Source organism: Winogradskyella sp. MH6 (assembly GCF_022810765.1).
In the GTDB taxonomy this organism is placed as follows: Bacteria; Bacteroidota; Bacteroidia; order Flavobacteriales; family Flavobacteriaceae; genus Winogradskyella.
Genome location: NZ_CP094494.1, coordinates 1,332,118 through 1,346,305, shown reverse-complemented (window position 1 = coordinate 1,346,305; position 14,188 = coordinate 1,332,118). Strand labels below are relative to the sequence as shown.

10 protein-coding genes are annotated in these 14,188 nt (G+C 34.7%); 6 read left to right on the top strand and 4 right to left on the bottom strand.

All coding sequences use genetic code 11. From position 1 onward, the window contains the following. Nucleotides 1-24 precede the first annotated feature (24 nt). Nucleotides 25-201 (top strand): hypothetical protein, encoded by a 177-nt coding sequence (locus MST30_RS06020; protein WP_243473480.1) that lies wholly within the window; start codon nt 25-27, stop codon nt 199-201. Between the two features lie 96 nt (nt 202-297). On the opposite strand, the gene MST30_RS06015 is transcribed toward MST30_RS06020, so the two are convergent. Next, nucleotides 298-927, bottom strand: a complete 630-nt coding sequence (locus MST30_RS06015; protein ID WP_243473479.1) for a 2OG-Fe(II) oxygenase — start codon at nt 925-927, stop codon at nt 298-300. Between the two features lie 117 nt (nt 928-1,044). Between MST30_RS06015 and MST30_RS06010 the strand changes: the two genes are divergently transcribed. Both MST30_RS06010 and MST30_RS06005 read left to right on the top strand, forming a co-directional pair. Then, nucleotides 1,045-1,497, top strand: coding sequence for a 6-pyruvoyl trahydropterin synthase family protein (locus tag MST30_RS06010; RefSeq protein WP_243473478.1), 453 nt, complete (start codon nt 1,045-1,047; stop codon nt 1,495-1,497). Nucleotides 1,498-1,561: 64 nt separating this feature from the next. Further along, nucleotides 1,562-2,314, top strand: a complete 753-nt coding sequence (locus MST30_RS06005; protein ID WP_243473861.1) for a UDP-2,3-diacylglucosamine diphosphatase — start codon at nt 1,562-1,564, stop codon at nt 2,312-2,314. On the opposite strand, the gene MST30_RS06000 is transcribed toward MST30_RS06005, so the two are convergent. From MST30_RS06000 to MST30_RS05990, 3 genes are read right to left on the bottom strand one after another with little or no spacing between them, the layout of a single operon-like run. Then, the gene (locus MST30_RS06000; protein ID WP_243473477.1) at nt 2,311-3,585 is read right to left on the bottom strand and encodes an MFS transporter; all 1,275 of its coding nucleotides are present in this window, start codon (nt 3,583-3,585) and stop codon (nt 2,311-2,313) included. The genes MST30_RS06005 and MST30_RS06000 overlap by 4 nt on opposite strands. Nucleotides 3,586-3,589: 4 nt before the next feature. Further along, nucleotides 3,590-5,281 (bottom strand): single-stranded-DNA-specific exonuclease RecJ, encoded by a 1,692-nt coding sequence (gene recJ, locus MST30_RS05995; protein ID WP_243473476.1) that lies wholly within the window; start codon nt 5,279-5,281, stop codon nt 3,590-3,592. 6 nt (nt 5,282-5,287) lie between these two features. Beyond that, entirely contained in the window at nt 5,288-5,725 is a 438-nt protein-coding gene (locus tag MST30_RS05990; protein ID WP_243473475.1) for an OsmC family protein, read from the bottom strand. A gap of 66 nt (nt 5,726-5,791) precedes the next feature. Here MST30_RS05990 and MST30_RS05985 point away from each other — a divergent pair, with 66 nt between their 5' ends. The 3 genes from MST30_RS05985 to MST30_RS05975 all read left to right on the top strand — a co-directional run bounded on the left by MST30_RS05985 (nt 5,792) and on the right by MST30_RS05975 (nt 13,969). Continuing rightward, complete coding sequence (locus tag MST30_RS05985) at nt 5,792-6,394, top strand: carboxymuconolactone decarboxylase family protein (protein WP_243473474.1); 603 nt, start codon at nt 5,792-5,794, stop codon at nt 6,392-6,394. Between the two features lie 166 nt (nt 6,395-6,560). Beyond that, complete coding sequence (locus tag MST30_RS05980; protein ID WP_243473473.1) at nt 6,561-9,389, top strand: carboxypeptidase-like regulatory domain-containing protein; 2,829 nt, start codon at nt 6,561-6,563, stop codon at nt 9,387-9,389. 5 nt (nt 9,390-9,394) lie between these two features. Then, on the top strand, nt 9,395-13,969 hold the full coding sequence (locus MST30_RS05975; RefSeq protein WP_243473472.1) for a TonB-dependent receptor plug domain-containing protein: 4,575 nt from the start codon (nt 9,395-9,397) through the stop codon (nt 13,967-13,969). Nucleotides 13,970-14,188: the final 219 nt, after the last annotated feature.

Sequence of the window (14,188 nt, the reverse complement as noted above, 5' to 3'; positions counted from 1 at the left end):
CGATTAGCATAAACGTCATTATTTATGAACTTATTAATTTCTTTTTTACAGGAAATCAACATTGAAGAAAAGCTAGAAAATGCACCAGACGACAACTATGGTATTGGTGTATTTATTGGCTCAATGCTGCCTTTTGTGATATTAGTGATTATTGCCTATGCAATTTACAGATATAACAAGAATAGATTAAAAGACGAATAAATGGATATACTTCAATTTTTAGGCGGAAACGGCTTGTTTTTAATATTAGCTATTGTACTAATTATAGCCTATTTCTACAACCGTAAACGCAGATAATTATCTGGTTTTTAGCCAGCCTGTAATACTTAGTCTTTGAGTATTAACAGGTTTTACTTCATGCTCTAAAATTTGGCTTTCAAAAATCACCACTTTGCCAGGAAAAGGATAGACAACTTCTTCTCCTTTTTCTAAATATAATACGAGTTCACCTCCATTTTCTGGTTTCCAGTCTTCCTCATTAAGGTAACAAACAAACGAGAGTTTGCGTCTGTCATCATTTTGAAACGTATCTAAGTGTCGTTTGTAAAATGTCCCCTCAGGATAAATAGCGTAATGAAATTCCTTTTGGTTAATACCCAAAAAACAAGTTCTATTTAAATAATCCTTGAGGTCATTAATTTTATTGAAAAACAACTGTTCAGAAGCATTTATGTTGTTTTCATCAATCCAAAGAATAATATCACCACGAACAGCTTTTTTTATAACCTCATTGGTGCGATTGCCTATTGCAGATTTTTTGAAAGCATCTTCCTCATATTTTTGCAATAAAGATTGACGCAAAGCCAAAACCTCTTCACTGGTGAAAAAGTTATCTATAATACTATACTGTTTAGATGTAAGATCTGTTATAATATTCTCGTACAGAAGGTTTTCTGAAAACGGAATAGATTCAAATAGACTTTCCAATTTAGTCTAAAAAAAGAAGTGTTTTTTCATTTTAAATCTCTAAAAAAGTGCGCAAATGTAATCTAAAATCCCTTTCGTTTTACATTTATAATATCTTTGCAGTATTATTTTATTAGAATGAGTAAAATCCGAATTACAAAACAATTCTCTTTTGAAACTGGTCATGCACTTTATGGCTACGATGGTAAATGCAAAAATGTACATGGGCACAGCTATAGGTTAGATGTTACGGTTATTGGCACACCAATTTCAGATAACAGCAATGTTAAGTTTGGAATGGTCATCGATTTTGGTGATCTAAAAAAAATTGTAAAGGAAGAAATCGTTGATGTTTTTGATCACGCAACTGTCTTTAACAAAAACACACCTCATGTAGAATTGGCAAAAGAGTTACAAGACAGAGGTCATAATATATTACTTGTTGATTATCAACCTACAAGCGAAATGATGGTGATCGACTTTGCCGAAAAAATAAAAGAGCGTTTACCAGATAATATTAAATTACACTCCTTAAAACTTCAAGAGACAGCAACCAGTTTTGCAGAATGGTACGCTTCTGATAATGAATAAATTTGAAATGTCACCTTGAGCGCAGTCGAAAGGTCTCATAATTATGACTGAAAACAAATTTCAAATAGAAATCCCGAAAGGCAAAAAAATATACTTTGCTTCAGACAATCATCTTGGCGCTCCTACGAGTGACAAGTCTAGACCTCGTGAAAAAAAGTTTGTGGCTTGGTTAGATGAAGTAAAAAAAGATGCTGCTGCTATTTTTCTAATGGGAGATTTATTTGATTTTTGGTTTGAATACAAAACCGTTATCCCAAAAGGTTTTACCAGAACTTTGGGTAAATTGGCAGAAATCACAGATTCAGGAATTCCAATTTATTTTTTTGTTGGCAATCATGATTTGTGGATGAATGGGTATTTTGAAGACGAATTGAATATTCCTGTTTTTCATAAACCACAAGAATTCACTTTCAATAATACCTCTTTTTTTATTGGTCACGGAGATGGTTTGGGTCCAGAAGATAAAGGCTATAAACGCATGAAGAAAGTTTTTACCAATCCTTTCTTTCAATGGTTGTTTAGATGGTTACATCCAGATATTGGCGTAAGAATTGCACAATACTTTTCTGTAAAAAATAAGCTGATTTCTGGTGATGATGATGCTAAGTTTCTAGGGGAAGACAAAGAATGGTTAGTAGCTTATTGTAAGCGTAAACTCGAAGAAAAGCATCGCGACTATTTTATTTTCGGTCACAGACATTTGCCTTTAGATATTGAGCTCAATGACAGCTCAAAATACATTAATCTAGGAGATTGGATTCAGTATTACACTTATGGTGTTTTTGATGGAGAAACTTTTGAGTTGAAGGAATACTAGTTTTTAACCTCATCGTAATGTTCTTCAACATCTTGTTGCAAATCGAGTTCGCGAAGTGGTTTATTTTTTAAACTCATTATAGCTACAACAAGTAACGTAACCGAACCTCCAAGAACAACAGCTAAGGGCGCACCAAATATTCTTGCTGCAACACCGCTTTCCACCGCACCAAGTTCATTAGAAGAACCCACAAACATAGAATTTACAGCACCTACGCGTCCTCGCATATGATCTGGAGTTTTAAGTTGAAGTATGGTTTGCCGAACTACCATAGAAATACCATCAAACACACCAGAACAGAACAATGCAATAACGCTAAGCCACAATAGTTTTGAAGCCCCAAAAATGATCATAAACACACCAAATCCAAAAACGGCTGTCAACAATTTTTTACCAGTATTCTTCGTGATTGGGATATAGGTCGTTGCTACCATGGTAATAATACTTCCAGATGATAGTGCTGCATTCAAAATCCCGAAGCCTTTAGGCCCTGCATCTAAAACATCTTTTGCAAACACAGCAAAAATGGCAACCGCTCCACCAAATAACACAGCAACCATATCTAATGTTAGTGCCCCTAGAATAACCTTGTCGTTAAACACAAACTTGATTCCAGATATTAAACTTTCTTTCATGGATTCGTTGATCGCTTTATTTAAAATAGGCTTTTTACCAATTTGAAAAACCAACACTAGAGCCAACATCACCAAGCCAAAAATAATTCCTAAGGTATAGTGCACTCCAATCCATGCGATAAGAAAACCACCACATAATGCACCAAAAACAGCAGCACCTTTCCACGTACTACTACTCCAAGTTGCGGCATTAGGATAAGCTGACTTTGGAACAATTAGAGCAATTAATGAAAAAATAGTAGGTCCAAAAAAGGCTCTTAAAACACCACCAAAAAAGACTAAACTGTAAATACCTATTAAAATGCTGTTGGCACTCCAATTGGCTTCAACTTGCTCTGAGGTTAACCAAAACAAGCCAAAACTTATTAAAGAAAACAACGTAATGCAGAGGATGAAAAGGTTTCGTTTTTCTTTTCTATCTACAATATGACCTGCAGAGGGCGCTAAGAAAAATGCTGGAATGAATTCACACAAACCAATAAGAGCTAAACTTAATTTTGAATTGGTAATGTCATACACTTGCCATTCAATAACCAAAAACTGCATGGACCAGCCAAAAACCAAAGCGAATCTTACTAAAAGAAAGATGTTGAATTCTTTAAAGCGGAGTGCTGCGTATGGATCTGTTTTTGCCAAAATCTTATGCTTTAATATCCTTTAATTTCAACTGTAAACTAACATTACCATTCCAATGATTTTCATCTATGGTGTAGGCAGCATCAAATGGTTTTTTGTCTTTTATCAATTCTAATTTATCGCCAAGTCCAAAACCAATGCACACAATAGAGTTGCTGTTGGGTTGAATTCCTGTAAAACGTAAATGTTTATCTCCTTCACCAACACATTTTCCCCAACCTGTATCTTGAATGCCTTGAGTCATAAAGACTGGTGTCATATTTCCAGGTCCAAATGGAGCAAACTGACGAGTAATCCGCATTAGTTTATCATCAATCTGGTTGAGGTTAATCTCTAAATCGATTTTCAATTCTGGAGTTAGAAGTTTAGGGTCTATGGTTTCTTTTACAACCGCTTCAAATTTAGCTTTGAACGCCTCATAGTTTTCTGGTAGCAAGGTTAAACCAGCAGCATATTTATGACCTCCGAATTGCTCTATAAATTCTCTACAAGCTTCTAATGCGTTATACACATCAAAACCTTTCACGGAACGTGCTGAAGCAGCTAACTTATCGCCACTTTTTGTAAATACCAATGTTGGTCTGTAATAGGTCTCAGTAAGTCTAGAAGCAACAATACCTATGACACCTTTATGCCAATTTTCATCATAAACAACAGTTGTAAATCGGTCTTTTTCTTTGTTTTTTTCAATTTGAAGTAAGGCTTCTTCGGTGATAAGTCTGTCGGTTTCCTTTCGGTCTGTATTAAACTGATCGATATCTACAGCATAACTAGCTGCTAGATTGAAATCGGTTTCGGTTAATAAGGTTACAGCATGGTTACCATGTTTCATTCTGCCTGCTGCATTAATACGTGGCGCTACAATAAAAACCACATCGATAATGGATAATTCTTCTTTTTTTACCTCAGCAATAATGGCCTTTATTCCTGGTCTTGGATTGGTATTTATAACCTGTAAACCGAAATAAGCAAGTGCTCTATTTTCGCCAACAATAGGTACAATATCTGCACCAATTGCTGTGGCTACCAAATCGAGATATTCGGTTAAATCTTCGACAGTTTGTCCTTGTTTAAAGGCTATGGCAGTGATTAACTTAAAGCCGACTCCACAACCACAAAGTTCTTTAAAAGGATATTCGCAATCGTCTCGTTTAGGATCTAAAACCGCAACTGCATCTGGTATTTCGTCTCCTGGTCTGTGGTGATCGCAAATGATAAAGTCAATGCCTTTTTCTTTAGCATAAGCTACTTTTTCAATGGCTTTAATACCACAATCTAAAGCAATAATTAGGCTAAAACCATTATCATCTGCAAAATCAATACCTTGGTAAGACACACCATAACCTTCTTCATAACGATCTGGAATATATGTGGCTACATTTGCAGTTCTGGTTTTTAAATAGGAAGACATTAAAGCCACCGAAGTAGTACCATCAACATCATAATCTCCGTAAACCAAAATGTTTTCACCTTCTGCTATAGCTTGCTCTATGCGTGTGACGGCCTTATCCATATCCTTCATGAGGTATGGGTCGTGTAAATCCTCAAAACTTGGTCTGAAAAACGTTTTAGCCTCTTCAAAGGTTTCGATACCACGTTGCAGCAATAATGTTGCCACGACTTCATCAACCTGAAGTGCATTTTTTAAAGCTTGAACTTTTGAAGGTTCTGGTTTTGGTTTTAAGGTCCAACGCATACAAGATTACATATTGTGCTTAGTTCCTACGTGGTAAAATATTTCGGTTTCTACTTCTGCAAATTGTCTAAACATCTCCATCACTCCACAATATTTTTCGACTGATAGGTTTACAGCACGTTCACATTTTTTCCTATTTAAATCTGAACCATAAAAATGGTAATCTACCTTAACAGAGTGATAAAACTTTGGGTGTTCTTCAGTTAATTCACCTGAAACTTCAATTTTGAAATCATCTATCTTTTCATTCATTTTATTCAAGATAGAAATCACATCTAAGCCAGAGCAACCAGCTAAAGATGACAACATCATAGCTTTAGGCGAAAGTCCAAAACGTTCATTTTGACCTTCAATATTAGTATCCATTATTACAGTTTTTCCACTAGGATTGTCTGACTCAAATGTTAGTCCTCCTTGCCAATGTGTTACTATTTTATGTTCCATTTTCTTTTAGTTTAATTTATAGAACTGCTATCTTGTACATTCAAAAATACCACTAAAAAAATAACTATGGCACTAGTAACTCCGTTATCTCCAGAGCACGATTTAGAAACCAAGGAATTAGCAGAATTCTTTAATGAAACTTTAGGGTTTTGCCCTAATTCAGTCTTAACCATGCAACGCAGACCTGCCATAAGTAAAGCGTTTATAAATTTGAATAAAGCTGTAATGGCAAATGAAGGTCGCGTAACTTCTGCTTTAAAGCGAATGATTGCTTGGGTAAGTAGTAACGCTACAGGTTGCAGATACTGCCAGGCACATGCCATTAGAGCAGCTGAACGTTATGGTGCCGAACAAGAACAACTCGATAATATTTGGGAATACAAAACGCATCCTGCATTTAATGAGGCTGAGCGTGCTGCTTTAGATTTTAGTTTGGCGGCTAGCCAAGTGCCTAATACTGTGAATGCAGAAATAAAAGAACGCTTATACCAACATTGGGACGAAGGAGAAATTGTGGAAATGCTTGGAGTTATTTCACTTTTTGGTTACCTCAACCGTTGGAACGACTCTATGGGAACCGATATTGAAACTGGAGCTGTAGAAAGTGCGGATCAATATTTAGGGAAACACGGCTGGGAAAAGGGGAAGCATGATGGAAGTATTTACTAGACCTATAGATTACTAGATTTTTAGACATATTAGATTCAATCCTCATCAGAAATGGTGAGGTTTTTTGTTTTACTCACTTTACTCATTCATTTGGGCATTTCACTCATTCCTTATTTCTAACCAATGAAGTTGATTATACATTTGAAATCAACCAACACACACAACTATGAATAAAATTACATTCAAAATATTCGTATTGCTCATATTATTCCCAGTGTTCTGTTTCGCTCAAGAAGGAACGGTAACAGGAACACTCACCACTTCATCAGACGGATTACCACTTCCTGGAGCAAATATATTTGTTAAAGGAACAACCAATGGAGTACAAACCGATTTTGATGGAAATTACAGTATAAAATGTAACGTAGGTGATGTTATAGTTATTAGCTATGTTGGTATGGATCCAAAGGAAATTACAGTGACAGCTGATATGTTCGGAGCCATACAAAAAACAGCGGTTAAGCGAGTAAAAGTAAAACCTATTGAAACTGACGCTTATAGTGAAGCTTTAAAAAACAAAAAAAAAGAACGTTTTAAAATACCTTCCATAGCAAATTCAAAACATAGCTACAACAAAAAAGGTAACTATAACGCTTTGCATAGAATTAAAGACATTCAACTGGACCCAGAACATGTTAACCTAACCTATTTTAATCCAGATATTTATTTTCAGGTTGGAGTAAAATCTAACTTAAGCTTTCAGTTTGTTAAGGAAAGTAACTTACCAAAGTTACAATCTTCCTACAGCCAAGGAGCCACCGAAAATGGATCTATTGCTTTTTTAGGGCCAGAAACAGGAAGCATCTTTTCTTATGGACCAAACCTAAATACTTTAGAGTTTGATGGAAGTAATTATATATACGACAACAACGGCAGACTGGTTACGCAAGGCAATGGAAATGGAGTTAGCTCTAAGCAGTACAACAATAGCGTGTTAAATACTGCCATTAGTAGATTTACCAATGTGTATTTTGATGTTGATACAGATGAATGGACTACAGGACTTGACTTTAGTCATAAAAACACTGAAGATATTTTTGGTAGAGCACAAAAAATAAATAACAATCTTGTACTAAACTTTAAAACCCTTAATCGTAACAGTGAAGAACTAAGTTGGAAATCATTTATTAAATACAGCCACTGGAAAAACAACCAACCTAACATTAATGGATTTAGAAATAACCTCCTTTTAAATTCATGGGTAACACCTGTGTCTTTTAATAATGGTCAAGGCAGCGTTTTACCAGACAATACACAACGCAGTTTTAGCCCAACCAACTACAACAATCCTGAATGGCTGTTTAACCATAAAAACTATGATGCTAACACCTTATTTGTAGCCAACCTAGAAAATGACATAAATATTGGTGATGACTTTTCAATAGGAAGTCAACTAAGCTATAAAACAGCGGAAAACGAACAAAAATTTGGCTTGTTTACCAATACTGTAGGTTTTGAAAACGGTTATCTAAGCAACAAAACCATAAAAAACAATAGCTTCAATGCTATGCTAGACTTGCACTATGATAAATACTTAGGAGATTTTTCCATAGATGTACGTTCCATTACTAGATTTAAAAATGAGCAATTAGATTATACATTCAAAGAATCTGAGGGTTTTGATGCCCTTACATTTTCAAATCCAAATAACACCACTGAAATCTCTAATCGCATTAATAGAAATGTGCTGCGACCACATCAGTCTGTTGCTCTAGAATACAAGAGACACTCTAAAATTATATTTAGTAATACTTCATATATATCTTCCATTCAGAAAAACAAATTGCTATTACCTTCATCTATTATAAAAGTTGATTTAGCAGATATTTTAGACATCTATGATTTTTACGATTTTTCGCTTAGCGCAACAAGTGCTTTTGATGTTAATGAAATGCCTCTTTTTTACAACAATCAAAGTCACAACAGTCTGCAGTTATTACCTTCAGAAAGTCTTGGCTACACTAGTAACATTGACTTATTTATAAACGAAGACTTAGATTTAGAAGAGCGACACGATTATTCTTTTAATCTCGATTTAGACTTTTATTTATGGGATGCTTATTGGGATTTTACTGCAAGCTATTTTGGCTCAAAAACCAAAGGAAGTATGTTCCCTGTTTTGGAAGGCAATCAATTTCAACTTCAAAATATTGCAGATATTACCAATAAAGGTCTAGAGCTGCAATTAGATGTTTCTGAAAGGTTTGGCTCTGTGCGTTGGAATAGCAGACTAAGCTTTATGACAAACCAAAATAAGGTTACCAAACTATACAATAATGAAGAGCGTGTACCAATTGCAGGTTTTCAAAATGTGTCTAAAAATTTAATCGTTGGCCAACCTGCTGGTGTTATTGTAGGAACTGCTTTTGCAAGAGACACTCAAAACAATATCATTATAGATGGCAATGGCTACCCAATTGTAGATACAGAACAACAAATTATTGGTAATCCTGTACCAGATTTTACACTTGGCTTTTCTAATCGTTTTACCTGGAAGAAATTAAAATTCCATTTCACGTTAGACTACCAAAAGGGTGGAGATACATGGAATGGTACTCAAAATGTACTTAACTATTTTGGCAGATCACGACAATCTGCAGATCAAAGAAACATTACAAATTATGTTTTTAATGGTGTAAACACACAAGGCAATACCAATACAATTCCTGTAGATTTTTATAATCCTGAAGATGGTATTGAAAATAACCGCTTTGTACGCTACGGCTTCAGTGGTGTTGCAGAAGAAGCTATTGAAGATGCTGGCTATCTTAACTTAAGAACCATTGAGCTCTCTTATGATTTTGCTAAAAGTAATTATGATTTTTTCAGGCAAGTTGAAATAGGACTTTACGCTCATAACCTCATCACATTTACAAAATACAGAGGAGCATCTCCTTATTCATCACTTTTTGATACCAATTCTGGACATAATCTTAACTTTTTCAATACTCCTTTAATGAGTGAAGTTGGGTTAAAAGTCAACTTAAAAATATAAATACTATGAAAAAACTTATACAAAACACCAAACTTTTGGTAATTGCCGGACTTTGCTTCTTCACGTTGCTGTCCTATAAAGCTTTTGAAGCATTTAATAATCCATTAGAGAAGATATACACACAAACGGACAGACCATTCTATTTTCCTGGAGAAACCATTTGGTTTAAATCTTACATCGTCGATACAGACAATACTATTACGACCATCAGTGATGTAATGCATGCGGAATTAATTTCGCCTAAAGGCGCTGTTGTAACATCCTTAAATCTTAATGTGAAACAAGGATATGCTTACGGAAATTTTGATATAAGCTCGGATTGGGTTGGTGGCATTTACACTTTAAAATGCTACACCAATTGGATGCGTAATTATGGTGAAGATTCATTTTTTACCAAAAAAATCACTATTCAAAAAGTGGTAAAACCTAAGCTGTTACTTAATTTAAAATTCGAAAAAGAAGGGTACGGAAAATCCTCTGAGGTTATCGCAAATCTTGAAGTTAAGGATTTAAAAAATCAACCTTTATCCCATACTGAAGTTACATATAAAGTGAGTGTAAAAGGCACAGACATTATAAATGATGTTGTGGTTACAGACAAAGACGGTAAAGCCAAACCCAGCTTTACATTACCAGAAAACTTAGAGTCCATTGATGTGGTTTTAAACGCTTTGGTATATCACAAAGGCACTACAGAATCTATCTCAAGAGCTGTTCCTGTGGTTTTAAACACTATTGATCTTCAGTTTTTACCAGAAAGTGGCAAAATTGTAGCAGGCACTTTAAATAAAGTTGCTTTTAAAGCCCTTAATGAATTTGGAAAACCTGTAGATCTCCAAGGCGATATTGTTAATGCACAAGGAGAAACCATTTCAACTTTTGAAAGTTTTCATGATGGCATGGGAAGCTTCAATTTTAACCCAATTAAGGACGAGGTATACTATGCTAAAATCACAGAACCTTTCAGTTCTGAGGAATTAATTCAGCTACCAAAAGTGCATGAAAATGGTGTTCGGTTTTCTGTTACAACTGATAGTCTATCCACCAATTTAGATGTTTTTTCAACTTATAGCACACCTTTATTTCTTGAAGTTTCTAATGCAAACACATTGCTCTTAAAAAAGGAAATCGGTCTCAAAAAAAATATAAGTTTAAACACTTCAGAATATCCTATGGGCATTACCAAATTCAGTTTAAAAAATGAATATGGTAGTACATTCGCAGAGCGTTTAGTATTTCTAAATCCTCACAAAAAACTTCATGTAGACCTCAGCCTAGATAAGAACCAATATAATACCAGAGAAAAAGTAAAACTTACTATAAAAACATATGATGAAAAGCAGAATCCTATTCCTGCAAACTTATCATTAGCCGTTGCAGATAATAAATTACTGTCCTTTGCTGACGACAAGCAAGACCATATTTTATCTTATTTATTGGTGTCTTCTGAACTGAAAGGAAAAATTCATAAGCCAGATTTTTACTTGAATCCAAAAGAGCCAAAATCAAAAAAAGCAATAGATTATGTAATGCTAACTCATGGTTGGCGAGACTATATCAATGCTCCTACCGTTACTAAGGAGAATGCACAATACCTACCAGAACAGAGTGCTATACAAACTGGTGTTGTGCTCAACAAAAAAGAGAAACCAACCCAAGCACATTTACTGCTTTTTGATAGAGATGGTAATAAAGTTTTGGTTTTTGACACCGAAGAAGATGGTTCTTTCGCTTTTAAATTCAACAATAATTATCACTTGACTTTATTGGCCTATAAAGACAATGGAGAACGTGTTACTATTAAAGAAACACACTTAAAAAAAGGAAGCTATTACAGCCAAACATCAACTAAAAACATAGAAAATAAAGAAAAGGTTAAATCATTTGATAAAAATGAAAAACCGCTACAAAAGGCTATTAAACAAAAAGCACAAATATCTGTTGGCTTACAAGAAAGTGAAAACGGTTTAGATGAAGTTGTGGTTGTGGGTTATGGTACCACAAGTAAAGAAACCGTTACAGGTTCTGTGACTGTGATTTCGCGAGAAGAAATTGCATCCAACGGTAATTCTGTAATGAATGCTTTGGCTGGCGAAGTGGCTGGTGTTAACATAATAAATGGTAGCGGACAACCAGGTAGTACTGCAACGGTTAGAATCAGAGGCATTGGCAGTATGTCTGGTAATAACGAACCTCTTGTTGTGGTAGATGGTGTGCCTTATGATAAGTCTGCTTTGAGCGACATCAACCCTCAGCAAGTAAACAGTGTAACGGTTCTAAAAGATGCTGCTGCAACTAGCATTTATGGTAGCAGAGGCTCTAATGGTGTTATTCTTATAAATACAAAACACGGAAAATATCCAAACAGTAGTGGAGCAGTAAAACGATTAAATAACAGAGATTATAAAAACTATGCTGTAAAGCAATTTTATCACTATAATCGAAACCACATGGACACTCCAAGAAGTTTCTACATGCCAATCTATGAAGGAAAAAATCTACCAGAAGAGCGTACCGATTTTAGACAAACCATATACTGGAATCCTGTGGTACAAACCAATGCTGATGGTATTGCCGAAATTGAATTTTATAATTCTGATGCTGTAACATCGTTTAAAATTTCTGCTGAAGGCATTGGTTATAATGGCCTTGTAGGCAAAGCTGATAAATTATACGCTACCAAGAAATTATTGAACATAGACATTAAAACACCTAATTACATGGTGCTGAATGATACCATTTCATTAGCAATTACCATTACAAATGAAACTGAGAAAGCCATGGAAACTAATTTAAAGTTTCTATTGCCTGAACATTTAAAGTTGGTATCGTCTATTGACGAAAAACTAATCGTCGACGCTAATGACGCTGTGACCAAAACCATAAAAGTTATACCTCTTGAAAAGGGTAAGGACTTAGACATTTCCATTCTGGCTGAATCTGAAGATTATAAGGATATCATCAAGAAAAAGGTAACAATTTTAAGCCCTTATTTTCCAACTTCTTTATCATTGTCTGGTTCAGAAACTCAAACGTTTGACTTTGAAATTAACCACGCTGTTAAAAATAGCGTTACTACAGAATTTAATATTTATACAGACATTGTAGGTGATGTTATGGATGGTATTGAGTCTTTAATCCGTCAGCCTTACGGGTGTTTTGAGCAAACATCATCTTCAACATATCCTAATATTATGGTCTTAAAATACCTGAAAGAAGCTGGCAAAAGCAATCCTGAAATTGAAGCTAAAGCTCTAGATTTTATAAAGCAAGGCTACAAAAGGCTTATTGGTTTTGAAACTTCTGAAGGTGGTTTTGAATGGTTTGGTCATACTCCACCACACGAAACCTTAACCGCTTATGGAATTTTGGAATTTACCGAAATGAAAGAAGTATACGATGGTGTAAGCGACAAAATGATTTCCAGAACTGTAGATTGGTTAATAAGCCGAAAAGACGGTAAAGGTGGTTTCAAAAAAAGTAAAAAAGGCTATGATAGTTTTGCTAGTTCACCAACAGATGTTGCCAATGCTTACATTGTCTATGCATTAAGCGAATCTGGTGTCAATGCAGATTATATGCTAGAGTATAACACAGCCTATGCAGATGCTATAAAAAGTAATGATACTTATAAAATGGCATTACTAGCCATGGCAAGTCATAACCTCAATAAAGAAGAGAACTTTAAAACACTTTTAGCCAAAATAAAAGCAAATATTGAGGAGTATGGTTTTGATAAAATACCTGTAGAAAATACAATTACCAGATCTTACGGTAACTCAAAACAGATAGAAACCGTAGCACTTACAGTATTAGCTTTAATGGACGAGAAAAACGAAAATACAGTGCTCGTAACAGAAGGTGTAGATTATCTCATTAAACAACGTAAACACAACCGTTTTGGCTCTACACAAGCAACTGCAATGGCCCTTAAAGCTCTGATTAATTACACGAAAAGTCAAAAGCAAAAAATACTTGAGGAAAACGATGACATCACTCTAGTAGTAAATGGTAAATCGATAACTAAAAAATTAGAACTTTCAGGCGATGGAAAAATCACCATTAACGGTTTTGAAAACTATCTAAAACAAGGAAAACAGACTATTGCAGTTAAGTTTAATAACCCAAAGACAACATTTCCTTATACTTTGAATGTAAATTGGGATAGCACTTTACCAGATAGTTCAAAGGCTTGTCCTTTACAACTAGAAACAACAATTACTGGACAAAACCACTCGGTTGGCGATAATGTAAGTTTTAATATATCTGTGGCAAACACCAACGAAGAACCCTTAGGCATGGTCACCACAATTGTTGGTATACCTTCTGGAACAACAGCTCAACCATGGCAATTAAAAAAGATTTTAGAAGAAAATAAGGTGGCTTTTTATGAGATTTTTGATAATTATTTAGTGTTTTACTGGCGAGAATTTAAAGCTTCAGAAACCAAAAATATTAGGCTCGACTTAAAAGCTGATATTGCTGGCCACTATCAAGCACCTGCAAGTACTGCTTATCTTTACTATGGAGATGAAAACAAAACCTGGATCTCAGGAAATACAGTTGAGATTAAAGATTAATATGGCTTAATTTCTCAAATATTTTAAGTTGAAAAAACTCATCAGAAATGGTGAGGTTTTTTTGTATATTTATGATAGACAACTATTTAATCTTTTAGATGAGCTAGCATTTTTGAAAAAGACTAGAAACGCATTAAATATCTGCTTAGCTTTATAACTCATAAATTAATACTCATATTTGAAAGTGTTCGGAATATTGAAAAAATAAAAAACATAAAA

Coding starts and splice junctions, on each gene's coding strand:
- MST30_RS05980 (WP_243473473.1), top strand. CDS start 6,561: ATGAATAAAATTACATTCAAAATATTCGTATTGCTCATATTATTCCCA.
- recJ (WP_243473476.1), bottom strand. CDS start 5,281: ATGCGTTGGACCTTAAAACCAAAACCAGAACCTTCAAAAGTTCAAGCT.
- MST30_RS06010 (WP_243473478.1), top strand. CDS start 1,045: ATGAGTAAAATCCGAATTACAAAACAATTCTCTTTTGAAACTGGTCAT.
- MST30_RS06020 (WP_243473480.1), top strand. CDS start 25: ATGAACTTATTAATTTCTTTTTTACAGGAAATCAACATTGAAGAAAAG.
- MST30_RS05985 (WP_243473474.1), top strand. CDS start 5,792: ATGGCACTAGTAACTCCGTTATCTCCAGAGCACGATTTAGAAACCAAG.
- MST30_RS05975 (WP_243473472.1), top strand. CDS start 9,395: ATGAAAAAACTTATACAAAACACCAAACTTTTGGTAATTGCCGGACTT.
- MST30_RS05990 (WP_243473475.1), bottom strand. CDS start 5,725: ATGGAACATAAAATAGTAACACATTGGCAAGGAGGACTAACATTTGAG.